A 25,043-nucleotide genomic window follows, 5' to 3' on the forward strand; every position below is an offset into this window, starting at 1 on the left:
GTCATCAGCCTAAGGACCCGGTGCGGGCCTTGGGGTTACATAGTTAGCGCGTTTCGCCCTGGGCTTCACAGACGGCGGCATACGGGCAGCCCGCCGGTACCGCGGTGAACAGGCCAGGGGTAATTGTTTAGTGCCCGCGCGCCGCCGCTCCCGCCTAGGGTTGCGCTCAATCCCTGACTGAGAACGCACCATGACTGTCGATGCTCCACTGTCGCTACGCCAGGCTCATATCGAGCAGGTCTTGACCCTATTCGCCGATCCGCCCACGCTGTTCGTCGTGGCCCAGGATTGCGCCCAGGCCTGGCTGGACACCTATGCTGAGCAACACCGTAACGCTGCCGGGCTGATTTATCTGGGGTTTCCGGAGATCGAAACCGCCCCGACCACTTATCGCTACAAAAGCCTGCCGCAACTGTTGCTGGAGCGTCTGGCGGCGGCGCAACCGACGTTATTGGCCGCGGATTACCACGTGGTCGCGCAGCGCACCCGTGAAACCTACACCGTCGCAGGTCCGAGCCTGGCGACCGTGGAGCGGCTGATCAATCAATGCGGCGCCCTATTGCTCACCCGCTTCGCCCAGCGCTTGCAAGCCTGGTGGAATGAATCGCTGCCGGTGAACAGGACGCGCTGGGGGTATCTGTCCGACGAATTACTGGGGTTGCTCTACGATTCCCCGCGCCCGCCCGGCATGAGCGAGGCACGGTATGCCCAGGTGTTGCCCAAGTCGGGCCTGCATCGGCAGCGACCCAATCGCCACTGGAGCGCTCTTGGCCCTGCGCTGCGGGTACAGACCCTGCATCTGCGGCGTGGCAGGAACGAGCCCGTGCAGATGCTGCCGTTGCTGGTGCTCAGCCCCGCAGGGCAGGGGCCTGTGGTGTTGTTCAGCCCGGCCAGCGGCGTGCAGGTGCTCGATAACCTGCAAGCGGTGCAGGCCTTGTTGCCGGCTTATGCCAGCCCGTTATTGCCGGGCGCTGCCGGGGATTGGTTCGCTGTCGAGGTCGTGAGCGACCCGTTCGATGAATTGGCGGCGAGTTACCTGCAGCGCCAATTGCGGGAAATCGCCAGCCTGGATCTCGCGGTGCCACGTGCCGTCGAGGATTATCAGGCGCTGCTGAGGACCATTACCGATGTGCAGCGCTGGTTCATTCCGCGCTTGAGCCCCCGTCAGCAACAGCTGCGCGATCAGTTGCCGCTGTGGCTGCTGCACGTCGACGGACAAACCTGCAGCGCCTACGCGCGTCTGCTCCAGGCCCAGGTGCTGGCCCGGCAGGAAAACGGAACAGAGCATTTTCTGGATGATATTCCCGCACTCCCGGAATACGCCGAACAGCAGTTGCAGGCGTGTCTCAAGAACGACCCGAAAACCGCCACACTCGAACCCTCTGCGATCAGTGTGAGCTTTGACAAAGTCATCGCCGCCGCCGTGCCGGTGCCGGGCGGTTTCATTGCCGGGCAAGTGCAGTCAATTACCGTCACCTTGGCGCAGCTTGCCCTGGAAAACCTTGCCGGGTTTCCCTATACCGCGAAAAGCATCCGCCTCAAGGGGGAACCGGCGCCCGCGTGGTTGACCTACAACCTGCTCAAGACGTGTGTGACTAACGCCGATGTGGGCCAGACGTACCCTGCGCTGTTGAAGAAAACCCTGGTCGACGACCCGGTGCAAGCGACGCGCCGCCGGCGCTTATTCAGTCAGCAACTGCGCATCCAACTGCCCATGCAGGCGCTGGAGTGGCAGGTGAGCGGCCTGCACGGCCTGACCTTCCAGGGGTTTCGCCGGCTGCTGGCGGCGCTGCAAGACACGCGGGCGCAACGCCTGGTGGACGGGCAAGCCGTGGCGATGTGGCCACTGGCGTTCAAGGCAACACGCGACGCCGCGCCGGACGAGGTGGCGAATATGTTTATCATCGGCCCGGAGCAAGGCCAGCAAGGTGCGCATCTGTTGTACCGGCCCTTGTGCGTTCCGCTGCTGCTCGAATACCCCAGCCTCGATGCCCTGTTCGCGGCCGTACAGGCGCCTGGCGATTTGCAGGCCAGCGTCCTGAACTGGCTCGATCCGTCGCGCCAGGCGGTGTATGCCCACGGCGGTTTTCGCGAACCTCATGTGCGGCGTTTTTTGTCGGGCGATGAGTTCACTGCGTTCGAGGCGCCTGGGCCTGCGCAATTGAGCAAGCGGATCAATGTGGACGACCCCGCGCACCAAGTGTTCGCCGCCACTGCCCAGGCTATGGTTGCCCAAGCGGATCGGCAAAGCGTGTCGAACGCTGAACAGCGCTGGGCCAGCGTAAAGCAGGTTGGCTGGCTGTTGTTCGGTATTTTGCAACCGCTGCTCGGCGGCCCGGTGATGTTGGCGGGCTGGCTGGTGCAGGTGCTCGACAGTGCCCGGCAGGATATGCCTAGCCTGCAAAGCGATGACGACCAGACACGTAACGCCGCCGTCATGGACGTGCTTGCCAACCTGATGGCAATCCTCGCGCACCAGGCCTCGCCCCACGACGCGCGCCAGCATCTGCTGCTGGAACACCCGGTGTTCGCCCCTCTGGCCGCCCAGGAGCCGAGCCCGCTGCCGCCCACCTATCACGTTCCGCCGGTGAACTTCAGCGTACCGGCCGCTTGGGCCAATGCGCGTGACGTTCTGACGCCGCCGCTGCAGGCGCGTTTGCAAGGGTTTAGCCTGAACACCGTTGGCAAGCCCTGGCCCCAGGGCTTTACCGAGCAAAGCGGACCCTGGCAGGGGTTGTGGCATGACACCGCGCGCGCGCCCACGCAGTGGAAGGCGTTGGTGCGCGGCCAAGTGTTCGCCGTGCGCCTGCAACGGGGGCGGGCCCGTGTGATCAGCTCTGACGGGAGCCGGCTCGGGCCCTGGTTGAAACTCATCGGTGCCGGCCTGTGGGATATTGATCTGCAGTTGCGCCTCAGCGGGGGCGCGGACCAGGAGCCGAGCGAGCCTGTCGTGGACCGCAGTGTCCTGGAAGCTCAGTACCAGCATGCGATCAAGAATCGCACGCGCGCGCAACAGGCAGCGGAAGTTGCGTACGACCTGCTCAAAAACCCCAACAGCGGCGCCGACGAAAAAATGCTCAACGCATTCCGCGACCGCTACATCAAGGAGCTCAACGGCAAGGTGGCGTATTTGCTGCAGGAACTGAGGTTGCTCAGGCGCCTGCGGGAACTGGCGCCACGCCCGCGATACGAAGAAGAACTGAGTCAGATAGTGGAGTCGATTGTCCTCGCCGCACAATTGTCCGACGTCGTCAGCCGTGAACACATTCAGCGGGTCACGAATAAATTGCCCGCCGTGTTGAAGCAGTTGGAGGAGACGAGGCAAGCACAGTTTCATGACGAGCTGAGACAGATCATGCGTGAGCTGGCGACCCTGCATGGCAGCGCGATTCACTGGCGCACGATAGAAGAGCGCTACCTTGAAGAACTGCGCCAGGTCCCGCGACTGGGACGTGACAAGGCGCGCGTGTTAACCCTGCGTATGCCGCAACGTCCGTCGATCCTCGACCTGCAAACGTTGCAATTGACCACGCTTTGGAGTGCCGCCTTTGATGTGCGTGGTTCGCTGCTCAAGGATGATTTTATCGATGACATGAATGAAACGTTCGACCGCGCCCGTTTGGCCAGTCGCTCCCAGGTCGATTTGCAGCACTTGCAGTGCAGCCATGAACAACGCATCGAACTGCTCGAGAGCATTGATCGGGTCTACGCACAAACCGATGATCGCATCGAATTCTGGCGCGCCATGGAGCCGGATAAATTCGACCTGCCGTATCTGCAAAAACTCCAGGAACTGTTGGCATCCCTGCATCACCAGGCGCAACAGGACTTGGCGCAGTTGCTGCAACCTGCGCCGCGCCGCGTGATCAAACCCCGTCCTGAGGCGGCTGGCCAGTCAAGTGGGAAAATCATTCTTACCCGCAATCGCGACCTTTATGTGGCCCGGCTGAGCCCGGAACCCATGAGCGTCGAGACAGCCCAGTTGCATGACGCTGCGGGCGGTGTGATCGGTTCGTTCACCCAGGCCGACGATGGCGTTTGGGATCAGTTGAAAGCACCACCCCCCGTGCGTCCTGATCCAGAACTGGGGGCCTTGTTGAAAAAAGCGGACGTTCTGCTGCGTGATGAGGACAGGGCCATCGCCAATGTCGAGGCGATGATGGCTCGGGCCAACGATGCGGCGTCGCTTCAGGAACTGCTGGAGGCTCAGGGGCGTAGCCGTACGTTGGCGGCCGAGGCTATCAGGCACAAACTGAGCGGTCGGACGATCGTGCGACTCGAGAACGTCCAGCGCAGCAAAGCGCAGGATACCGAGGCGAAGTTGCGCCTGGCCGCGGCGCGGCTGGACGCGGCCGGGCTGGACGCGCGCATCCGCGCCAGCCGCAATAACCTACGCAGCGTCAATGACGTGGCGTTTTTGCAACAGCAGGGTGAAGTGAAGATCATCCGGCAGGGACAACGGGTGCCGCTGCGTGGGCGCCGCAATGATTTTTTGCAAGTGTACGCGGTGAACGACATCCACACCGGCCGCGCGCTGTGTTTTGCGCATTTTCACTACGCCAGTCGTCACGGGCCTGACGATCACTACACCTTCGGCCACATCAAAAGCCCCGAACAGAACCGCCTGGGTCGCCTGGCCCAGGCTGAGTTCGAAGCCCAGGCCTTTGCGCGCATGCGCCTCGGGCAGGGCGGCCGGGCGCAACAGACGCTGGAGATTTATCGCTCGCCTGTTGGATTGGCCATGGCACGTCGTCTGTTTTTCAGCCTCGACTGATCCCGTGGCAAGCGCGCTCGCCAGCGGACAGGCGTGGGCCTGAACGTTCTCTGACTGAATCGCATTGAGGCGATCCCGCGTGGGCTCAGCCCGGGCTCATGCACTGGCTGTGACTGCCCGGTCGCCGGAACTGCCAATCGCGGTGGCCAGTGAGGGTAGCAAGTGATCGAACGGATAGCCGAGCGCCTGCCAGCGCTGATGGATGTCGAGAAAGGCCTCGATCTCCAGCATGGTGCGGATACGCGGTCCAAGTCGTAGAGCGGACGTTGAAGCAAGGCGGCCAGACGGCTGCGGGCGACGCTGATGCCCTTGTTGGTATTGATCGGCTGGACGGTGGGTTGTAATTGCCAGTCGCGGTAGGCCAACGGCGCGCTCAAGGCGGCCTGCAACAACGGCGCATCAATCAGAGCATTCTGCGCGAACATACGCAGTTTCCAACTGCGTGGCCAGGGTACTGCCGCCGGCGCTTTGCCCCGGCAGGTGCAGCCGCTTGGCCACCTGAGACCACGCAGCCCTGGCAAAGCGTGGCCAGTCCACGGCAGGGTTGGCCTGGGGGGGCGCGGGGTCGAGCAGGTCGCGGTTTTCGATAAACAGCAAACGGTTGACCACCAGCGGCGGAATCGCGGTGAAACGCTCGTAGAGTTGCTGTGGATACACGTATTGATACAGCGGCACGGCACGGCAATCGGTGATCGACAACTCGGCGTGGCTCTTTTCGGCGTAGGGCACGAACAGGCCTTTGTGGGCGTACTCCAACAGTTCGGCAGAGAACTGCGTCTGGGCCTCGATCACATAACCACGCTTGAGCAGCCGGCCGATCAAACGGGCCGGCGCCCGGGTAGACGATGGCGTCGCTGAGGCATTTTTACGCTCAAGGCAGGTATAATGCCCCTGCCAAATGGCATTTCTGCGGTTTGTTTCACTGAATTTTTCGTGTTTTATAGTGAATCACTCTAAGCCCCGCTTTTTATACTGCACGCCCGCCAAGCTTGCTCCACGGCGGACACTCCAATAACAAAATGAGGTTGTACCTTTATGCCAGTCGGCAACCCACTGCCCCACGGCGAGACCGCTCAAGGCGGTCCGCTCAAACGCGAACTTGGCGAGCGGCACATTCGCCTGATGGCCCTAGGCGCCTGCATTGGTGTCGGCCTGTTCCTCGGTTCGGCCAAGGCCATTGAAATGGCCGGCCCGGCAATCATGCTGTCGTACATCATCGGTGGCCTGGCGATCCTGGTGATCATGCGTGCGCTCGGTGAGATGGCGGTGCACAACCCCGTCGCCGGTTCGTTCAGCCGTTATGCCCAGGATTACCTCGGCCCGTTGGCGGGCTTTCTCACCGGCTGGAACTACTGGTTCCTGTGGCTGGTAACGTGCGTTGCAGAGATCACCGCCGTGGCTGTGTACATGGGCGTGTGGTTCCCAGACACGCCGCGCTGGACCTGGGCCCTGGCGGCACTGATCAGCATGGGTACGATCAACCTCATCGCAGTAAAAGCCTTCGGTGAATTCGAATTCTGGTTCGCGTTGATCAAGATCGTCACCATCATTGCGATGGTCATCGGCGGCGTCGGCATCATCGCGTTCGGCTTTGGCAACAACGGCGTGGCGCTGGGTATTTCCAACCTGTGGGCCCATGGCGGTTTCATGCCCAACGGCGTGCAAGGCGTGTTGATGTCGCTGCAGATGGTGATGTTTGCCTACCTGGGCGTCGAGATGATCGGCCTCACCGCCGGTGAAGCACGCAACCCGCAGAAGACGATTCCAAGCGCTATCGGCTCGGTGTTCTGGCGCATCCTGCTGTTCTACGTCGGTGCGTTGTTTGTGATTCTGTCGATCTACCCGTGGAATGAAATCGGCACTCAGGGCAGCCCGTTCGTGATGACGTTCGAGCGCTTGGGCATCAAGACCGCTGCGGGCATCATCAACTTCGTGGTGATCACGGCGGCGCTGTCGTCGTGCAACGGCGGTATTTTCAGCACGGGGCGCATGCTCTACAGCCTGGCGCAGAACGGGCAGGCACCGGCCACCTTTGGCACCACCTCGAGCAATGGCGTGCCGCGCAAGGCGCTGTTGTTGTCGATCTTTGCTTTGTTGCTGGGCGTGCTGCTCAACTACCTGGTGCCGGACCAAGTATTCGTCTGGGTAACGTCCATCGCTACCTTTGGCGCGATCTGGACCTGGCTGATGATCCTGCTGGCCCAGCTCAAATTCCGCAAAAGCCTGAGTCCCGCTGAGCAGGCCGGTCTCAAGTACCGCATGTGGCTTTACCCGGTCAGTTCCTACCTGGCGCTGGCGTTCCTGGTGCTGGTGGTGGGCCTGATGGCGTACTTCCCGGATACTCGCGTGGCGTTGTATGTGGGGCCGGCCTTCCTGGTGCTGCTGACGGTGCTGTTCTACGTGTTCAAGCTGCAACCGAACAACGCGACTGCGGCGCCGGTGCGTTCGGCCTGACGCCACAAATGGCCCGCTGCGTGCAGCGGGTCATCCAGTCTATCCCGCGTGCACGCTTGCCTTGAGCGACTGATCCAGGCGCTTGTTGAACGCCAGCCACAGCGCTAGCAACCCCATCAGTGCAGCACCGGCCACAGCGGTCAGCAATTGAATCGCCAAGGCATCCCCGGCCATGGCATTGATCATGTCCGCCAACGGCGCGAGCACGACGCCCAGGCAAAACACCTCCAGCGAATAACGCCCCATGCGACAGGTATGTTGCGCCAGCCAGTTTTCGGTCCAGCCACGGCCCGGCAGCAGCTTGGCGGTGACATAAGCCAGGGCAAGGAAGTGCAGCAGGCGCAGCGGTGATAAGTCGGTCTTGCTGATGGGGTAGATGAGGTCGCTGATCATCGACGGCATCAGCGCATCGTGGATCTGCGGCCAGCGCCAGGACAGCGTGAGCACGCCGGCCATCAACACATAAATCGTTGCCGCGACAAACATCGGCTGGCGGCGCAGTGGCCGGGTGTCCACCGGCCGTTCTTGTCGGCTGTAGAGCGCCGCCGCACCTCCCAGTATGAACAGCAGTTGCCAAGTGACGGGGTTGAAGTACCAGACACCATCGGCAATCGCCCGCAGGTTCCAGCCCATCCACGGCGCCAGCAAGTAGAGCGTCGTAGACACGGCCACCACTGCCCAGGTATTGCGCAGCATCAACGGCAACACCAGCGGCAGCCCTGCCAGCAGCACAATGTAGAGCGGCAACGGGTCCATCAGGTTGGGTTTGAAACGCAGCAGCAGCTCATCGGTCAGCGCTTGCTGCGGTTGGGTGACGAAGTGCGTCAGGCCCATCTCTTCGACAAGGTCGCGGGTTTCCACGTGGCTGTTGGCGAAGAACACGATGCCCATCAGCATCGCCAGCAGGAAGATATGCACCACATATAACACCCAGGCACGCCGCAGGATTTTCAGCGAGGCAATCCAATAGCCATCGCGTTGCAGGATCTTGCCGTAGGCCAATACCGCCGCGTAGCCGGCGAGAAATACAAACACCTCAGCCGCATCGCTGAAGCCGAAGTTGCGCAGCGTGATCTGGCCGAGCGGGTTGTGGGGGACGTGATCCCAGAAAATGAAGATCAACGCCAGGCCCCGAAAAAAATCGATGCGCGGGTCGCGTCCGTTCAACATGGCAGCGGGCTCTTGTACGAAATGTTTATTAAAGACAGGCAGGCGTGGGCGTTGGCGCACGCCACCCGTCGGGCGGGCGCAGGTTGGCGGTATTTGTAAGCAATTGCAAAGGTTGGGTATTACTGAATGTCTCGACGGCCTGCCCGGCACGGGCAGGCTCAAGAAGGAGGGTTATCAGGCAGCGACGACTTCCTGCGCCTCAAAACTGTCCGCCCGCGCCATCTGCCACATGCGCGAGTAAAACTCACCGTTCACTTCACCGGTCAGTAATTCACCGGGCTTGAGGAACACATGCAACTGCGAGAACAACTTGATCTCAGTCGCCGACATACGTCGTACCAGGTGTTTGGCCGACAGTTGCGAGGGGTGATCGAGGCCGGCGGCGGCGAGCATTTCCGCCAGCGCCTTGAGCGTGTTGCGATGGAAGTTGAATACGCGCTGGGCTTTGTCCGGGACCACCAGCGCACGTTGACGCAACGGATCTTGGGTAGCAACGCCGGTCGGGCATTTGTTGGTGTGGCAGCTCTGCGATTGAATGCAACCGATCGCGAACATAAAGCCGCGCGCCGAGTTGGCCCAATCGGCGCCGATGGCCAGGACGCTGGCGATATCGAACGCGCTGACGATCTTGCCGCTGGCGCCGAGTTTGATCTTGTCGCGCAGGTTCAGGCCCACCAGGGTGTTGTGCACAAACAGCAGGCCTTCACGCAGCGGCACGCCGATATGGTCGGTGAACTCCACGGGCGCGGCGCCGGTGCCGCCTTCCTTGCCATCCACTACGATAAAGTCCGGCAGGATGCCGGTTTCGAGCATGGCCTTGGCGATGCCCATGAATTCCCACGGGTGACCCAGGCAGAACTTGAAGCCTACCGGTTTGCCGCCGGACAGTTCGCGCAGTTGGGCGATGAACTGCATCAGTTCGATAGGGGTGGAAAACGCGCTGTGGCGCGACGGCGAGATGCAGTCTTCGCCCATCATGATGCCGCGGGTATCGGCAATTTCCTGGGTGACTTTGTGCTTGGGCAGGATCCCGCCATGGCCGGGTTTGGCGCCCTGGCTCATCTTGATTTCGATCATGCGCACTTGTGGATTCTGCGCCTGCACGGCGAAACGTTCCGGATCGAAACGGCCGTCACTGGTGCGGCAGCCGAAATAGCCGCTGCCCAATTCCCAGGTCAGGTCGCCGCCGTTCTCGCGGTGGTAGGAGCTGATGCTGCCTTCGCCGGTGTCATGGGCGAAGTTGCCCAGTTTGGCACCTTGGTTCAACGCGCGAATTGCGTTGGCGCTCAACGAGCCAAAGCTCATTGCCGAGATATTGAACACCGACGCCGAGTACGGTTGCGTGCACTGTGGGCCGCCAACCATCACGCGAAACGCGCTGGGGTCGCTGAGCGGCGCGGGGCGCATGGAGTGGCCGATGAATTCGAAACCTGACTGGTACACGTCGATCAAGGTGCCGAAGGGTTTGTCGGCAGATTCATTCTTGGCGCGCGAATACACCAATGAACGCTGGGCCCGGGAGAAGGGCAGGGCGTCGCTGTCGGACTCCAGCAGGTACTGGCGGATTTCCGGGCGGATGGCTTCTACCAGGTAACGGATATTGCCCAGGATCGGGTAGTTGCGGCGCACGGCGTGGGGGCTTTGCAGCAGGTCGAAAATCCCGATCAGGCTCAACACCCCGGTGACCACCGTGATCGGCCACAGCCATTCATGTTCGATAAAGGGGAGGCTGGCGAGGGTGAAAATGACGCACACGGCAAAGAAAGCGTAACGACTCAGTAGCGACAGGCTCATACGGGTTTCCTGAATTCGGACTCATCGGCTAGGCGTTTTGCGCCTGTAGAAAGATTGAGAACAGCTCTGACTGGGATTTGATCCCTAGCTTGCTGTACATGTGTTTCTTATGGACTTTCACGGTTTCAACAGAGATTTCCAGCTTACGAGCGATTTCTTTGCTGGAGCAACCGCTGAGCATCAAACGGCCCACATCCAGCTCGCGGGCGGTGAGTTGCGCGCCCCACTCATCATTCTGGATCGGCGGCTGCGGGGCGCTGACCTGGTGCAGTTCAAAGGGCAGGCGCTGGCGCAGCAGGCCCAGCACCCAGGGCTGGATCAACGACAGCAGGGCAATCTGCGCCGGGTCAAAGCGCTGCCTGGAGCCCAGTGACAGGCACAGGGTACGCCCATCCGGCTGCTGGCAATTAAATTGGATTTCATCAGCCACCACGTTCAGGCGGAAGTAGCGCTGGTAGTACTCGGTGAGTTCGAAGTGCTCCGGCGCCACTTCGGCCAGGCGCAACAGCCCGGTGCGCGAATGTTCACGGCTGGCGATGTAGAAGGGGTCGAGCAGGTACAGGCCGTTGAGGTAGTCCTGGAACAAATGATCCGGTGTGCCATCGGCGCCTGGGCATTCGGCGAATACCAGCGGGCGGTGTTCGCTGCTGAACAGCAATACCACCCAACTGTCGAACGGCACGTATTGGTCCAGCAGGCGGACAAGCTGGGTCCAGAAATTGGGCTGGTCCAGGGCGTCTATCATTTGCCCCACCGAACGGTGCCAGGCGATGTCTTGCAATGACATGGTCATTGTTCTACCCCTATCGGGTTACCCCCGCCGCGTGATTCCCTGGCCGGTTGCGCCTGCGCATACTGCGGCACGTACACAGAACAAGGAATACCCATGAAGGTCGAATTTGCCCAGTTGGCGGGCCGTGATAACGGTACAGCTTACAACCTTGAGCGGGCCTTGGCGGCGATCGCTGCAGCGGCTGCGGACACGCAACTGATCGTCTTCCCGGAAACCCACCTGATGGGCTTCCCCAGCGCCGAGACCGTCGCTGACATCGCTGAACCGCTGGACGGGCCTACCGTGCAGGCTGTGATCCAGGCCGCCCGCGCGCGCCATATCGCCGTGGTGATCGGCATGGCCGAAAGCGACGACGGCCAATTCTATAACACCACCTTGCTGATCACCCCCGAAGGCATCGCCCTGCGTTATCGCAAGACCCATCTGTGGGCCTCGGATCGCGGTGTATTCGCCCCAGGCGATCGCTACGCCACTTGCCTCTGGAACGGTGTGCGCGTCGGTCTGTTGATCTGCTACGACATTGAGTTCCCGGAAACCGCCCGAGCCAATGCGCAACTGGGCGCCGAATTGCTGATCGTCACCAACGGCAACATGGACCCGTACGGCCCCACGCACCGCACCGCGATCATGGCGCGCGCCCAGGAAAACCAGGCGTTTGCGCTGATGGTCAACCGAGTGGAAGAGGGGGATGGCGGATTGTTGTTTGCCGGTGGCAGTGCGCTGGTGGACCCGTTTGGTACCTTGCTGTTTGAAGCCGGGCGCGACGAAGGGCAATTCACGGTCGAGCTGGATCTCGACCAATTGGCAGCGGCGCGAAAGGACTACCGCTACCTGGATGACCAGCGCTTGAAGTTGCCGGGTGAGGTGATCGAGCACACTGACGGCACGCGCGAACTGCTGATTCCTTAAGCCCGCTCACTACGATCGACATAAGAAAAACGACAACGGCTTCATCGACTTAAGTTCTGCCATAAATCTAATAATTTCGCGGAGAATCGCTCATGGCTCATTTGCAACGCACCCTGTCATTAGGGTCGGTGGTGCTGTTCGGCATCGCCTATATGACGCCGATCATTGTGCTCGGCACCTTCGGTATCCTGGCGCAATCCACTGCGGGTATGGTCCCCGCCGCTTATCTGGCGGCGCTTGTGGCGATGTTCTTCACCGCCATGAGTTACGGGCGCATGGCCTCGGCGTTTCCGGTCGCCGGTTCCGCCTACAGCTACGTGCGCAAAGCCATCAGCCCGAAACTGGGGTTTATCGCCGGCTGGGCAGTGCTGCTCGACTACCTGTTCCTGCCCATGGCGATATGGCTGATCGGTGCGGCGTACCTCAACTCAGCGTTCCCAGCGCTGGCGCAGTGGATCTGGGTGTTGGCGTTTATCGGCATCACCAGCGCCATCAATATCGTCGGCCTCAAGCTGGCGAACGGCATCAATGCCTTGCTGATGCTGGTGCAGTTTCTGGTGTTGATTGCGTTTGTGGCGCTGTGCATCCACTACATCGGTGGTGATGCTAGCAAGCCTCTATGGACGACCGCTCCGTTCTTCAACGGCCAGATGCAACTTCCGCTGATCATGAGCGGCGCGGCCATCGCTTGCTATTCATTCCTGGGCTTTGACGCGGTCAGCACCCTCACCGAAGAAACCCGCGACCCGCGCCGCACCATCCCACGAGCGATCATGTTGATCACCCTGATTGGCGGGCTGATTTTCGTGGCGGTGTCCTACTTTGTGCAGATCGCGCACCCGTCTTTCGAATTCACCCATGTGGATTCGGCAGCGTATGAAATCGCGCGCAACATCGGTGGCGACTTGTTTGTGTCGATCTTCCTGATCGGCCTGATCGTTGGCCAGTTCGCCTCGGGGCTGTCGGCCCAGGCCAGTGGTTCGCGCTTGTTGTTTGCGATGGGCCGCGACGGCGTGTTGCCCAAGTCGTTCTTTGGCTCCCTGCATGCGCGCTTTGGCACACCGGTCAACAGCATCCTGTTGTGCGCGGTGGTGGCGCTGCTGGCGTTGAAGCTGGACGTGACCACGTCCACATCGTTTATCAACTTCGGCGCCTTCCTGGCGTTCAGTCTGGTGAACCTGTCGGTGATCTTCCATTACTGGATCGGCGCCAAGCAACGGGGTGTGCGTGAGCTGATCCTGTTCCTGGTATTCCCGGCCATCGGCCTGCTGGCGGATTTATGGCTGATGGTCAGCCTCGATCACCTGGCGATTTACCTGGGCTTGGCGTGGTTGGCGATCGGGGTGGTTTACCTGGGCTTCCTCACCCGCGGTTTCTCTCGACAGCCACCGGAAATGGACTTCAAGGAAGCCGCATAGAAGCTACAGGCCTATCCTTATTGCAATCGGTTCTCGTTTGGGTGCATGATTTATGTTACTGTATAACGCATCAAAAGCACCCAGACGCCCCGGAGGCCTTATGAAAGCTGGTATCCATCCCGACTACCGCACCGTGCTGTTCCACGACACCGCCGCCGACGTGTTCTTCCTGATCGGCTCCACCGCCGACAGCGACCGCACCCACACCCATAGCGACGGCAACTCTTACCCCTACATCCCGCTGGACGTATCCAGCGCCTCGCACCCGATCTACACCGGCCAACAGCGCAAGACCCAGGTCGAAGGCCGGATTGCCGGGTTCAACAAGCGTTTTGCTTCGTTTGGTTCGAGCCCGAAAAACGCTGAAGCGTGAGGCATGTTGGTTTCACCTCGAAGGCTGCTCTGGTTTCCGGAGCGGCTTTTTTATGCGTTGATGTCGGAAAGCTATCACCTTTTACCAAACCTACTAAACTACTCAGTAATGGCCAGGAAGGCACACCCCAACCTAAGGACCGCACACCGACGATCCGAGGTGTCTCATGGGAGAGTCAGTTACGTTCACCGATACCGACCGCGCCGTGGTGCTGTTGATTGATGCCCATCCGGAGGTTCTCCACAGCCTCACGCACCTGTTGCGTCTGGAACCTTTCGACCTGCACAGCGCCACTTGCGCTGCCGAAGCTTTGGTCATCCTGGCCAGCCAACCCGTCGACCTGGTGATGAGCGCCGCGCGCCTGCCGGACATGGACGGTGCTTCGCTGCTGGCTCATGTCCACCAGCGCTATCCCCACACCGTGCGCATTCTGCTGACAGGCGAGACCGACCTGACGCTGATCGTCAAAGCCATCAATGAAGGCGAGATCTACCGCTACCTGAGCAAACCCTGGAAAGATGAGGAGTTACTGCTGGCGCTGCGCCAATCCCTGGCCCACCAGCATTCCGAGCTTGAACGCCTGCGCCTCGAACAACTGATCCAGCAGCAGAACGATGAACTCAAGCAGCTCAACGCCACCCTGGAAAAACGTGTGGCCTCGCGTACCAGCGAGCTGCAACAGACCGCCGACATGCTCGACCTGGCCTACGAAGAACTCAAGCACAGCTACGCCACCGGCACGGAGGTGTTCTCGCTGTTGGCCAACCTGCGCCTGCCCCGCGCCAAGCAGACCAATCGGCAAATCATCGAACTGGTACGCACCTGGTGTGTGGCCCATGGTGTGGACGAGGCCAGCAACCGTGACCTGACCATGGCCGCCGCGCTTTACAACATCGGCAAGCTGAGCTGGAGCGACAGCATGATGGCTTCACCCTCGGACCTGCTGCACGGCAGCGACCGTGAACGCTATCGCGCCTACGCCACCCAGAGTGAATCACTGCTGATGACCCTGGACCCGATGAAGGATGCCGCGCGGCTGATCCGCCATCACCAGGAACGCTGGGACGGCAGCGGCTTCCCTGACCACCTCAAGGGTGAAGCGATTCCCGCCGGCTCCCGTCTGCTGAAACTTGCGGTGGATTTTATTGAGCTGCAAAAAGGTCTGATCCTGGAGCGGCAGATGAACAGCGACGAGGCGCTGCTGTACATCCGCAAATACGCTGGGCGGCTGTATGACCCGGTGATGGTCGAAGATTTTGTAATGGTCTGCGCCATCTACCTCAAAGACGTGACCTTGGGCGACCCCAGCGTCAAAGTCCTTGGCACCCGCGAGTTGGAGGAGGGAATGGTACTGGCGCGCAACCTCAATGCTGACAACGGCATGCTGTTGCTTAACGCCGGCAAGGTGTTGAACCTGCCGTTGGTGGACAAGTTGATTGCGTTCGAGGCCATGGAAGGCGCGCGCTACAGCTTGTTTATCAAGGAGCAAACTGCGCCCCCCGGCTGAGCGCGTTAAAGGATGTGGGAGCTGGCTTCAGTCAAACCGCTATCGCAGGCAAGCCAGCTCTCACATTGATTGCGGTGTGCCCGGGCGCATGTGATCCTTACGGCTTTTACCGCCAAGGACGACTTTTCATGACCTCCACGATCCGCATCGCCGCTGCCCTCCTGATCGGCGCTGACGGCCAGACCCTGCTGGTGCGCAAGCGCGGCACCCAGGCCTTCATGCAACCCGGCGGCAAGATCGACGCTGGCGAGCAACCCGCCGAGGCCTTGGCTCGTGAGTTGCACGAAGAGCTGAACCTGCGTATCGAGCCGAGCGAAGCCGTGTACCTCGGGACGTTCACGGCGCCGGCCGCCAACGAGCCGGGGTTCACCGTGGAAGCCGAGTTGTTCCAGGTGCAGATCGACGTTGTGGTAACCCCCGCCGCCGAAATCGAAGAGGTACGCTGGATTGACCCTGCCGGCGACGGAGGCCTGCAGTTGGCGCCCTTGACGCGCGATTTGATCCTGCCATTTTACCGCTCGTCCCTGAACGCATGATGGTTCGCACGCTGGGGACGCATGACGCCGAGGCCTATCGTGCATTGATGCTTGAGGCCTATGGCGCCTATCCCCAGGCGTTCACCTCCAGCGTGGCGGAGCGTGCCGCGATGCCGTTGAGCGGGTGGGAAAAACGCTTGAGCAGTCCGCTGGACCGGCTGCTCGGTGCTTTCGAAGGGGATGAACTGGCCGGCATTGTCGGCCTGGCGTTTGAAGCGCGAGAGAAAGCGCGGCACAAGGTGACGCTGTTCGGCATGTATGTGAACGCGGCCCACCAGCAAAAAGGGCTGGGCCGTCAGTTGGTCGAGGCGGCATTGGAAGAAGCGCGCAAACAGCCGCGCCTCAAGGTGATCCAGCTGACCGTCACGGCCGGTAATGACGCGGCGTTTGCCTTGTACCAACGCTGCGGTTTTATCCAATACGGCCTGGAGCCATTGGCGGTGCGCGTCGGCATCGAATACTTCGACAAGATCCACATGTGGCGCGAACTGGAAGATCACTGATGTTCAATGTGGGAGCTGGCTTGCCTGCTCCCACACGGGATCGCAGTGTTCTTAAGTCAGCGAACCGCACTCACCCCATCCAACGTTGAAAACGACGTGTCCTTGGCCGTCAGCAAAAAATCGCGCATATACGGCGCGTCCAGCATGTCCGCGCGAATCCCCGCGTACAGCGTCGCAAACAAGCCTTTCTCGCCCAGGCGCTTGGCCTTCACGTAGCCGCGCGAGCTGTATTCATGCAGCGCCCAATGCGGCATGCCGCACACGCCACGTCCGCTGGCGACCAGTTGCATCATCATCACTGTCAGTTCCGAGGTGCGCACTTGAGCGGGTTCCACGTCGGCCGGTTCCAGGAAGCGGGTGAAGATGTCCAGCCGGTCGCGTTCCACCGGGTAGGTGATCAGCGTTTCGGTCAGCAGGTCTTCCGGCACGATGTACGCCTTGTTCGCCAGCGCGTGCTGGTTGGCCACTGCTAGCATGGCTTCGTAGGTGAACAGCGGCACATAAGTGATGCCCGGCAGTTCCAGCGGGTCGGAGGTCACCACCAGGTCGAGGTCGCCGCGCGCCAGGGCCGGTAGCGGCGCGAAGGCAAAACCGGACGCCAGGTCCAGCTCGACTTCCGGCCAGGCATCGCGGAACTGGTCAATGGTCGGCATCAGCCACTGGAAGCAGCTGTGGCATTCAATCGCCATGTGCAAACGCCCCGCAGTGCCGCCGGCCAAGCGCGCGATGTCCCGCTCGGCGCCGCGCAGCAAGGGCAGGGTTGCGTCGGCCAGTTGCAACAGGCGCAAGCCGGCGCTGGTGAAACGCAGCGGCTTGGTCTTGCGCACGAACAATTGCATGCCCAGGCGCTCTTCCAGCTCTTTGAACTGGTGGGAAAGCGCCGATTGCGTCAGGTGCAGGCGTTCTGCGGCTTCGACCAGGCTGTCAGCCTCGCGCAGGGCGTGCAGGGTCTTGAGATGGCGGATTTCGAGCACGGGCTCTCCATGAGGAAAATTTGTAACGAAGGCGGATAGCGTGAGTTTGTCTCATGTTGAAACGCGTGTCGACCATGACCGCCGGGCACTCTTCATCAAACTGTCATGGAAGTGTGGCAGCGCGCTTGAACAAACTTCATCAGACTCGCGTTCTACTGGGGTTCTGCGTTTCGGTGTTTTTCATGCGCGTGTTGTTTTTACTGGCCGTTTTACTGTTCGGCCTGCCGTCTTTTGCGGCTTCTCGATGTGACGTCAATGTCCCGACCCAAACGGTCGACCTGGCTCAGGTGAGCATCGCTTACCAGAGCATCGGTCGTGCGTCCGACCCTGCCTTGTTGCTGGTGATGGGCCTGGGCGGGCAGTTGATCCACTGGCCGGACGAAGTGGTGGTCGCCCTGTGCCAACAGGGGTTCCGGGTGATCCGCTACGACAACCGTGACGTCGGCCTGTCGACCTGGCGCCAGGCGCCGGCGGGCGCCAACCTGACCTTTGAGGTACTGCGATACAAGCTCGGCTTGCCGGTGGCGGCGCCGTATACGCTGACCGACATGGCCGACGACGCCTTGGGCTTGATGAACGCTTTGCAGGTCCAGCAATTCCATGTGCTGGGTGCGAGCATGGGCGGCATGATCGCCCAGCACCTGGCGGCCATGGCGCCGCAACGGGTCGAGAGCCTCACGTTGATCATGACCAGTTCTGGCGCCGAAGGCCTGCCAGCGCCGAATGCGGCGCTGGTGCAATTGTTATCACGGCGCAGTGCGCCCAATCGAGAAGTGGCGCTGGAGCAGCAGGCGGACCTGTTGGCGGCGCTGGGCAGCCCGAATGTGAAGGATGATCGCCAGGCGTTGCTGCATCAGGCGGCGCTGTCCTACGACAGAGCGTTCAACCCAGAAGGCGTGAAGCGCCAGATCATGGCGATCCTTGCCGAACCGAGCCGGGTGCCATTGCTCAACCAGTTGCGCGTGCCAACCCTGGTCGTGCATGGCACGGCCGACCCGCTGTTACCGGTGATGCACGGCGTGCACTTGGCGGCGCATATCCAGGGCAGCCAGTTGAAGCTGATTCCTGGCTTGGCCCATCGTTTTCAAGAGGCGTTCAAGGCGCCATTGCTGGCGGCGGTGTTGCCGTACCTGCAAGCGCATCGTGAAGATGCCGCGCACTGGGCGCAGATTGACCCGGTCGCGCCTTCGAAGCTGCTGTGACATTGGTGTATCGTGCAACCTTTGCGGCCCATTCAAGCCAGCGAGGTTGCCTGCCATGAGTACTCCCCTGAAAATCGATTTCGTCAGCGACGTGTCCTGCCCCTGGTGCATCATCGGCCTGCGCGGGCTGACCGAAGCCCTCGACCAGCTTGGCGCCGAAGTACAGGCCGAGATCCATTTCCAGCCGTTCGAGCTGAACCCGAACATGCCCGCCGAGGGCCAGAACATCGTCGAGCACATCACCGAAAAATACGGCTCCACCGCCGAAGAATCCCAGGCAAACCGTGCGCGAATCCGCGACATGGGGGCTGCGTTGGGCTTTGCTTTTCGCACTGATGGTCAGAGCCGTATCTACAACACCTTCGACGCCCACCGCCTGCTGCATTGGGCCGGGCTGGAAGGCTTGCAGTACAACCTCAAGGAAGCGCTGTTCAAGGCGTATTTCACTGACGGCCAGGACCCGTCCGATCATGCGACGCTGGCGATCATCGCCGAAAGCGTTGGCCTGGATATCAAACGTGCGGCCGAGATTCTCGCCTCCGATGAATACGCCGCCGACGTCCGCGAACAGGAACAGCTGTGGATCTCCCGTGGCGTGACCTCGGTGCCGACCATTGTGTTCAACGATCAGTACGCCGTCAGCGGTGGCCAGCCAGCCGAGGCATTTGTGGGCGCGATTCGGCAGATCATCAGCGAAGCCAAATCCTAAAGCCAGGCACAGATCAAACTGTGGGAGCGAGCAAGCCCGCTCCCACATGGGTTACTCGCTGTCCTCAAGATAAACGCTGGCCCGTCCCTTGCATTGACCCCCTAAAGCCTTAGGGGAATACTGCCTTGAACATTCTTGACCTCGACCACAGCCTCACCGGCCAGGCGCCGATTGCCCGGCGTTTGGCCAGCGGCCGTGCCACGCGTATCGACCTGCTGGACCTGGGCCCCAAGCTGCGCCTGTGGTCTACCGAAAAAACCTGGAAGCGCTTCGCTGAACGCCTGGCCCTGCGGCCTCGGCCTAAGGATGCGCGGCCGGAAATCCTGTTTGTCGGCTCCGGCGATTATCACCACCTGACGCCGGCGTTTCTCGCCGACTTGAAAGAACCCATCAGCCTGATCCACTTCGATAACCACCCCGACTGGGTACGCTTTGCGCCCAAGCGTCACTGTGGCTCCTGGGTCAACCGTGCGCTGAAAATGCCGGCGATCAAACGCATCGTCACCCTCGGCCCTTGCAGCGATGACCTGCATAACCCACAACTGCGTGGCGGCAACCTCGGGGCGCTCAAGCGCGGGCACTTGCAGCTGTTTCCCTGGCAGCATCCGCCGTCGAAAGTCTGGGGCCGGGTGGGGGATGGCGCTGGCCATCAGCAGCGCGAAGACCACCTGCATTGGCGCAACCTGGCTGAGCTGGACTGGGCCGCTTTCCTCGATCAGATGATCAGCAGCCTGCCCACCGAAGCGATCTGGATCACCCTCGACAAGGATGTGCTGGCCAGCGAAGACGCGGCCACCAACTGGGACCAGGGCGGCATGCGCTTGACCCACCTGCTGCAAGCCCTGCGGGCGTTGGCGGCGCGCAAACGCATCATCGGTATCGACGTGTGCGGCGAGTTCGCCACACCGGTGTTCAGCAATGCGTTCAAGCGCTGGGAGGCCAAGTCCGACCAGCCACCGCCCGAGCGCTGGAGCGCAGAGGATCTGCAGCGCAATGCGGCGACCAATGAAGCCCTGATCGACCTGTTTGAGGAGCTGTTTGCGTGACGTTGACTGTGGTGTTGCTGGTGGCGTTTTCCATCGTGCTCGATGTGGTCGGCCAACTGTTTTTCAAGCTCGGCCTGGACCGTTTACCGGAGCTGGACGGCGGTTTCCGCCTGAACGCGTTCTGGGGCCAGGTGTTTAATGCGCCGTTGCTTTGGGCTGGGATCGGCGCCTATGTCGTCGAGTTTTTCGTCTGGCTTGAAGCCCTGTCGCGTGCGCCTTTGAGCCTGTTGTTTCCAGCGGCGGCGCTGGCGTATTGCGGGGTGGTACTGGCGGGCAAGGTGGTGCTGGGCGAAACCGTCAGCCGCCGCCGTTGGATGGGCACGCTGGTGATTACGCTGGGTGTGATGTTGGTGGCCATTGCAGGGAGTCAGGCATGAGTACGCAAACGATGAATACCGGATGGCTGCACGGGCGCTTCGGCACCGTGGTGTTGTGGGCCTTGCTGATCTGTACCGAAAGCGCTGGCCAGTTGTTTACCAAAGTGGCCGGTAATCAATTGGGGCAGATGGATTTCAACTGGCAGTGGCTGGGTGAGGTGGCCCGCAACCCAGGCATTCTGGCGGCCATAGCCTGCTACATCGGCGCGTTCTTCGTGTGGATGCTGATCCTGCGGCGCAGCAGTCTGTCCCTGGCGTTCCCGCTGAGTTCACTGGTGTTTGTGGTGGTGTTGCTCGGTTCGTGGCTGGGGCTGGGGGAACATATCAGCCCGCTGCACTGGGTGGGGGTGGCGGTGATTATTGGCGGGATTGCGCTGTTGGCCGAAGGCGAAGAGAACTGAGGTTTCTCTCACTCTCTCGTAGGAATTAATCGAACTTGTAACTGATCGCCGTCTGCACCTGGCCCTGGTTCACGTCGCCGGTTTGCTTGACGATGCTGCTGTCCGCCGCTGAGCCCACCAAATGCACCCAACTGGCACTGGTCAGCAGCGACCATTTTGCGTCCAGCGGGAACTCGAAACTCTGGGTCAGCGTGACGTTCTGGAAACCACCACTGGCGTTGTACGGGCGAATCCCGGAGGCCGCGGATTCATTGGCATCTACCCCGAAATACGTCTGGGTCTGGCGCGCGTCGGCGAAGTTCGCCGCCAGGCCGGTGCTGCCGATAATCCCGCCGCCCAGTGGGTACCCGAGTTCGCCACCGAGCTTGCCCAGCGCGCCGCTTTGCGAATGCCCGCCGCCCACGGCCTGGCCCAGCCGCGCATAAATGCGCCAGAAGTCGGCGGGCGCGTACTGGATGAAGCCGCCTACCTCAGCCATGTCCGATACATTGCGCAAACCTTGCAGCGAGCCATTGGAGGTGCGTCCTTGCAGGTAATTGATATAGGGGCCGGCAGTGAGACCGTTGGTGTTCAGCGCGCTCCAGGTCAAGCCGTCATCGGTGCTCAGGCTGACACTGCCCCAGTCCAGATCCAGGTACGGCACGGGCCGTGTTTCATAGCGGCTGCCGGTGGGGTCGTGGGGCTGGTAGCTGAAGCCCGCGCCCACTTCGCCGGTGATTGCATCGGCCAGGACCGTGCTGGAGAAGCCACACAGCCCCAGTAAACCGGCGAATACAGCAGAAGTAGCCTTGAGCATGGAGCCGTTTCCTCGTCTGGACAGGCACGCATGAACGCGCGAAGGGCCACCTGTACGCAAGCACTCATCTTGTTTGTAGCAAGCTACAAAAATTGTAGTTTGCACGACACATATTGCTTTGGAACATCAGGCAAAGCCCCGGCCCTGCTGGGCGCCGGCCAGTTGGCACACTCTCTGCTCTACCCCTTGTGCAAGCGCACTGAGCGCGCCCTTACAAGGTAAACGTAGATGATCCACTGGCATATCGTGTGTGACTTCGACGGGACCATTACTCCCACCGATGTCATCGACAACGTCCTCCAACGCTTCGCCGGCCCCGAGTGGGAAACCATCGAACAGGAATGGCTGGATGGGCACATCGGTTCACGCGAATGCCTGAGCCGCCAACTGGCGCTGATCAAGGCGACGCCCTCCGAACTGCTGGCGTATTTCGACAGCGTGGAGATTGACCCGGACTTCCCGGACTTCGTCGATCACGTGATCGGCCTGGGCGCGTCCATCGAAGTGGTCAGCGACGGCATCGAGCAGGGCATCGCGCGGATCCTCTCGCGCAACTACGTGAGCTTGCTGCCGATCCTCGCCAACCGCCTGCGCCAGGTCGACCAGAACAGCTGGCGCATCGACTTTCCGTACGCCAGCGACGCCTGCCGTGCCGCGTCCGGCAACTGCAAGTGCAAATCCACCCCACGCCACAAGCGCGTGCTGGTGATCGGCGACGGCAAGTCCGACATGTGCGTGGCCTCCACCGCCGACTTTGTCTTCGCCAAGGGCAGCCTCGCCGACTACTGCGGGGCCAACAACATCCCTCACGCGCGCTTCGACAGCTTTGCCGAAGTGCCTGCATTGCTGGCGCTGCTGCCACAAGGCATCGCCGCCAACGCCACCACCTTCAACACCTCTTCCGACAATCAGGAACTCTTCCACCATGTCTGATATCCGTATTGCTACCGCCGAAGACCAGATCCTTCTGGATAAAGAAGCCAAATACTGCTCCTACGGCGACACCGTTCACTACATCGAGCCGCCGCGTATTTTCAGCCGTTGCGAAGGCTCCTACGTGTGGGACACCGAAGACCAGGCCTACCTCGACCTGCAAATGTGGTACTCGGCGGTCAACTTCGGCTATGCGAACCCGCGCCTGAACAATGCGCTGAAACAGCAGATCGACACCCTGCCGCAAATCGCCAGCCAGTACCTGCACAAGGGCAAGATCGAGCTGTCGGAAATGATCGCGGTGGACGCCAAGAAGAAGTTCGGCCTCGACGGTCGCGTGCACTTCAACGTGGGCGGTTCGCAGTCCATCGAAGACTCCCTGAAGGTGGTGCGTAACGCGTCCAACGGCAAAAGCCTGATGTTCGCCTTCGAAGGCGGCTACCACGGCCGTACGCTCGGCGCGTCGTCGATTACCTCGAGCTTCCGCTACCGTCGCCGCTACGGCCACTTTGGTGAACGCGCAAACTTCATTCCGTTCCCGTACCACTTCCGCGGCCCTAAAGGCATGACCAAGGAAGAATACGGCAGCCAATGCGTGCAGCAATTCGCGCGCTTGTTCGAGACCGAATACAACGGCGTCTGGGACCCAAAAACCAATCAGTGTGAATACGCAGCGTTCTACGTCGAGCCGATCCAGGGCACCGGCGGCTACGTGATCCCGCCGATGAACTTTTACCGCGAACTCAAGCACGTGCTGGATCAGCACGGCATTTTGATGGTCTCCGACGAAATCCAGATGGGTTTCTATCGCACCGGCAAACTGTGGTCGATCGAGCACTTCGACGTGCAGCCGGACGTGATCGTCTTTGGCAAGGCGCTGACCAACGGCCTCAACCCGCTGGGTGGCATCTGGGCCCGTGAAGAATTGATCAACCCGAAGATCTTCCCACCAGGCTCGACCCACTCCACCTTTGCCTCCAACCCGTTGGGCACGGCGGTAGGTCTGGAAATGTTCAAGATGACCAACGAAGTCGACTACGGCGCGATGGTCATGGCCAAGGGCAAGTTTTTCCTCGAAGGCCTGCAAGACCTGCAGAAACGTTTCCCGATCATCGGCGACGTCGACGGCCTGGGCTTGGCCCTGCGCTGCGAAATCTGCGGCCCGGACGGTTTCACGCCAGACAAGGCGACCCTGGACTACATGGTCGAAGAAGGCATGAAAGGCGACATGGTCGTAGATGGCCAGAAACTCGGCCTGATCCTCGACGTAGGCGGTTACTACAAAAACGTGATCACCCTGGCACCGTCCCTGGAAATCAGCTACCCGGAAATCGAACTGGGCCTGAAGTTGCTTGAACAACTGCTGGTGCGGGCGACCAACCGGTGAGCCAGGCAGAGATCGACCTCGGTGAAGGTTCTGCCGGTTTCGTTCTCGGTGAAGGTCCGGTCGGGGTCCTGTTGATCCACGGCCTGACCGGCACCCCGACGGAGTTGCGCCAGGTCGCCAAGGGCCTCGCCAAGGCGGGCAATTGCACGGTGTATGTGCCCACCCTGGCCGGGCATTGCGGTGACAACAGCGACCTGCAAGCCACTGGCTGGCGCGACTGGTACGAAGGGGTGCGCAAGACCTTCGTCGGTGTGAAACAGCGGCACGAGCAGGTGTTTGTCGGTGGTTTGTCGATGGGCGCGGTGATGTCGATGTACCTGGCGTCGGAGCATCCAGGCCAGGTCGCCGGCTTGCTGATGTACTCCACCACACTCAAGTACGACGGCTGGAGCATCAGCAAAATGGCGTTCATCACGCCGTTGCTGATCCGTATTCCATTCGGCGTGCGCCTGTTCCGCTTTACCGAGAAACCGCCCTACGGCATCAAGAACGAACGCCTGCGGGCCATCGTTGAACGGCAGATGAAAGAGGGCGAAAGCAGCGAAGCGGGTTTGTTGACGATGGAGGGCGTGACCGTGCGTGAATTGCACTGGATGAACGCCGTGGTCAAAAAGCGCATGCCATCGATCAACGTACCCGCGCTGGTGTTGCATTCCATTGAGGACGACATCACCAGCCGCTGGAACGCCGATTACGTGGAGCGCCACTTGGGCGGGCCGGTGACCAAGATTCTGTTGGACAACTGCTACCACATGATCACCGTCGACCTGCAATACCGCCGGGTGATCGAGTTGAGTGCCGAGTTCATCGAACAGCACACGCATTATGTTCTGCCAAATCGGGTCGTTGTGGGAGCTGTCGAGCTTAAGCGAGGCAGCGATGCAGGCGCCTCGGTCTATCAGTGAAACCGAGGTGATGCTATCGCAGCCTCGCTTAAGCTCGACAGCTCCCACATTGGATCGGCGTTCGCCAAAGAAATAAGGGGAA

The 25,043-nt window shown here is 61.0% G+C and carries 22 protein-coding genes and 1 pseudogene; 16 read left to right on the top strand and 7 right to left on the bottom strand.

Annotation, left to right across the window (positions count from 1 at the left end; all coding sequences use genetic code 11):
- Positions 1-190: 190 nt before the first annotated feature.
- Positions 191-4,774, top strand: coding sequence for a hypothetical protein (locus tag AACY44_RS05580; RefSeq protein ID WP_339417797.1), 4,584 nt, complete (start codon positions 191-193; stop codon positions 4,772-4,774).
- 96 nt (positions 4,775-4,870) lie between these two features.
- Here AACY44_RS05580 and AACY44_RS05585 read toward each other — a convergent pair whose 3' ends face one another.
- A complete protein-coding gene (locus AACY44_RS05585; protein ID WP_339417861.1) occupies positions 4,871-5,005 on the bottom strand; it encodes a hypothetical protein in 135 nt (44 codons plus the stop codon).
- A gap of 8 nt (positions 5,006-5,013) precedes the next feature.
- Positions 5,014-5,630: pseudogene (locus tag AACY44_RS05590) on the bottom strand (transglycosylase domain-containing protein); the annotation flags it as partial.
- Positions 5,631-5,809: 179 nt separating this feature from the next.
- Between AACY44_RS05590 and AACY44_RS05595 the strand changes: the two are divergent.
- Positions 5,810-7,228 (top strand): amino acid permease, encoded by a 1,419-nt coding sequence (locus AACY44_RS05595; RefSeq protein WP_339417799.1) that lies wholly within the window; start codon positions 5,810-5,812, stop codon positions 7,226-7,228.
- Positions 7,229-7,267: 39 nt separating this feature from the next.
- On the opposite strand, the gene AACY44_RS05600 is transcribed toward AACY44_RS05595, so the two are convergent.
- The 3 genes from AACY44_RS05600 to AACY44_RS05610 form a co-directional block, all read right to left on the bottom strand.
- Entirely contained in the window at positions 7,268-8,398 is a 1,131-nt protein-coding gene (locus AACY44_RS05600) for an OpgC family protein (protein WP_339417800.1), read from the bottom strand.
- A 174-nt stretch (positions 8,399-8,572) separates the two neighbouring features.
- Positions 8,573-10,192: an FMN-binding glutamate synthase family protein gene (locus tag AACY44_RS05605; RefSeq protein ID WP_339417802.1), complete on the bottom strand. Its 1,620-nt coding sequence runs from the start codon at positions 10,190-10,192 to the stop codon at positions 8,573-8,575.
- Between the two features lie 28 nt (positions 10,193-10,220).
- Positions 10,221-10,985 (bottom strand): helix-turn-helix transcriptional regulator, encoded by a 765-nt coding sequence (locus AACY44_RS05610; protein ID WP_065872550.1) that lies wholly within the window; start codon positions 10,983-10,985, stop codon positions 10,221-10,223.
- Between the two features lie 93 nt (positions 10,986-11,078).
- On the opposite strand from AACY44_RS05610, the gene AACY44_RS05615 reads away from it, so the two are divergent.
- The 6 genes from AACY44_RS05615 to AACY44_RS05640 all read left to right on the top strand — a co-directional run bounded on the left by AACY44_RS05615 (position 11,079) and on the right by AACY44_RS05640 (position 16,231).
- On the top strand, positions 11,079-11,894 hold the full coding sequence (locus tag AACY44_RS05615) for a carbon-nitrogen hydrolase family protein (protein WP_339417806.1): 816 nt from the start codon (positions 11,079-11,081) through the stop codon (positions 11,892-11,894).
- A 92-nt stretch (positions 11,895-11,986) separates the two neighbouring features.
- The gene (locus tag AACY44_RS05620; protein ID WP_339435861.1) at positions 11,987-13,312 is read left to right on the top strand and encodes an APC family permease; all 1,326 of its coding nucleotides are present in this window, start codon (positions 11,987-11,989) and stop codon (positions 13,310-13,312) included.
- Positions 13,313-13,412: 100 nt separating this feature from the next.
- Positions 13,413-13,685 (top strand): type B 50S ribosomal protein L31, encoded by a 273-nt coding sequence (locus AACY44_RS05625; protein ID WP_339417808.1) that lies wholly within the window; start codon positions 13,413-13,415, stop codon positions 13,683-13,685.
- Positions 13,686-13,851: 166 nt separating this feature from the next.
- Complete coding sequence (locus AACY44_RS05630) at positions 13,852-15,192, top strand: HD domain-containing phosphohydrolase (protein WP_339417809.1); 1,341 nt, start codon at positions 13,852-13,854, stop codon at positions 15,190-15,192.
- A gap of 128 nt (positions 15,193-15,320) precedes the next feature.
- The gene (locus AACY44_RS05635; protein ID WP_339417811.1) at positions 15,321-15,728 is read left to right on the top strand and encodes an NUDIX hydrolase; all 408 of its coding nucleotides are present in this window, start codon (positions 15,321-15,323) and stop codon (positions 15,726-15,728) included.
- Positions 15,725-16,231 carry a GNAT family N-acetyltransferase gene (locus tag AACY44_RS05640; RefSeq protein ID WP_339417813.1) on the top strand — a complete coding sequence of 169 codons (507 nt, stop codon included), beginning with the start codon at positions 15,725-15,727 and terminating at the stop codon, positions 16,229-16,231. Before AACY44_RS05635 ends, AACY44_RS05640 begins: the two co-directional genes overlap by 4 nt.
- Positions 16,232-16,287: 56 nt before the next feature.
- Here AACY44_RS05640 and metR read toward each other — a convergent pair whose 3' ends face one another.
- Positions 16,288-17,205: a transcriptional regulator MetR gene (gene metR, locus AACY44_RS05645; RefSeq protein ID WP_049709781.1), complete on the bottom strand. Its 918-nt coding sequence runs from the start codon at positions 17,203-17,205 to the stop codon at positions 16,288-16,290.
- Positions 17,206-17,387: 182 nt separating this feature from the next.
- Between metR and AACY44_RS05650 the strand changes: the two genes are divergently transcribed.
- From AACY44_RS05650 to AACY44_RS05670, 5 genes are all read left to right on the top strand, one after another.
- Positions 17,388-18,407: an alpha/beta fold hydrolase gene (locus tag AACY44_RS05650; RefSeq protein ID WP_339417814.1), complete on the top strand. Its 1,020-nt coding sequence runs from the start codon at positions 17,388-17,390 to the stop codon at positions 18,405-18,407.
- A 55-nt stretch (positions 18,408-18,462) separates the two neighbouring features.
- A complete protein-coding gene (locus AACY44_RS05655) occupies positions 18,463-19,116 on the top strand; it encodes a DsbA family oxidoreductase (protein ID WP_339417816.1) in 654 nt (217 codons plus the stop codon).
- Positions 19,117-19,241: 125 nt separating this feature from the next.
- Positions 19,242-20,162: an arginase gene (locus AACY44_RS05660; protein ID WP_339427117.1), complete on the top strand. Its 921-nt coding sequence runs from the start codon at positions 19,242-19,244 to the stop codon at positions 20,160-20,162.
- Positions 20,159-20,539, top strand: coding sequence for a transporter (locus tag AACY44_RS05665; protein WP_339417819.1), 381 nt, complete (start codon positions 20,159-20,161; stop codon positions 20,537-20,539). Before AACY44_RS05660 ends, AACY44_RS05665 begins: the two co-directional genes overlap by 4 nt.
- Positions 20,536-20,940, top strand: a complete 405-nt coding sequence (locus tag AACY44_RS05670; protein WP_339417821.1) for an EamA family transporter — start codon at positions 20,536-20,538, stop codon at positions 20,938-20,940. The genes AACY44_RS05665 and AACY44_RS05670 overlap by 4 nt, the downstream gene beginning before the upstream one ends.
- A gap of 25 nt (positions 20,941-20,965) precedes the next feature.
- On the opposite strand, the gene AACY44_RS05675 is transcribed toward AACY44_RS05670, so the two are convergent.
- On the bottom strand, positions 20,966-21,736 hold the full coding sequence (locus AACY44_RS05675; protein ID WP_339417823.1) for a MipA/OmpV family protein: 771 nt from the start codon (positions 21,734-21,736) through the stop codon (positions 20,966-20,968).
- A 228-nt stretch (positions 21,737-21,964) separates the two neighbouring features.
- Between AACY44_RS05675 and AACY44_RS05680 the strand changes: the two genes are divergently transcribed.
- The 3 genes from AACY44_RS05680 to AACY44_RS05690 are packed head-to-tail and all read left to right on the top strand — an operon-like array spanning position 21,965 to position 24,961.
- Entirely contained in the window at positions 21,965-22,669 is a 705-nt protein-coding gene (locus AACY44_RS05680) for an MtnX-like HAD-IB family phosphatase (RefSeq protein ID WP_339417825.1), read from the top strand.
- Positions 22,662-24,056 carry an aspartate aminotransferase family protein gene (locus AACY44_RS05685; protein WP_049709772.1) on the top strand — a complete coding sequence of 465 codons (1,395 nt, stop codon included), beginning with the start codon at positions 22,662-22,664 and terminating at the stop codon, positions 24,054-24,056. Before AACY44_RS05680 ends, AACY44_RS05685 begins: the two co-directional genes overlap by 8 nt.
- Entirely contained in the window at positions 24,053-24,961 is a 909-nt protein-coding gene (locus tag AACY44_RS05690; protein ID WP_339427115.1) for an alpha/beta hydrolase, read from the top strand. Before AACY44_RS05685 ends, AACY44_RS05690 begins: the two co-directional genes overlap by 4 nt.
- Positions 24,962-25,043: the final 82 nt, after the last annotated feature.

Source organism: Pseudomonas sp. RA_15y_Pfl1_P11 (assembly GCF_963970975.1).
In the GTDB taxonomy this organism is placed as follows: domain Bacteria; phylum Pseudomonadota; class Gammaproteobacteria; order Pseudomonadales; family Pseudomonadaceae; genus Aquipseudomonas; species Aquipseudomonas tritici.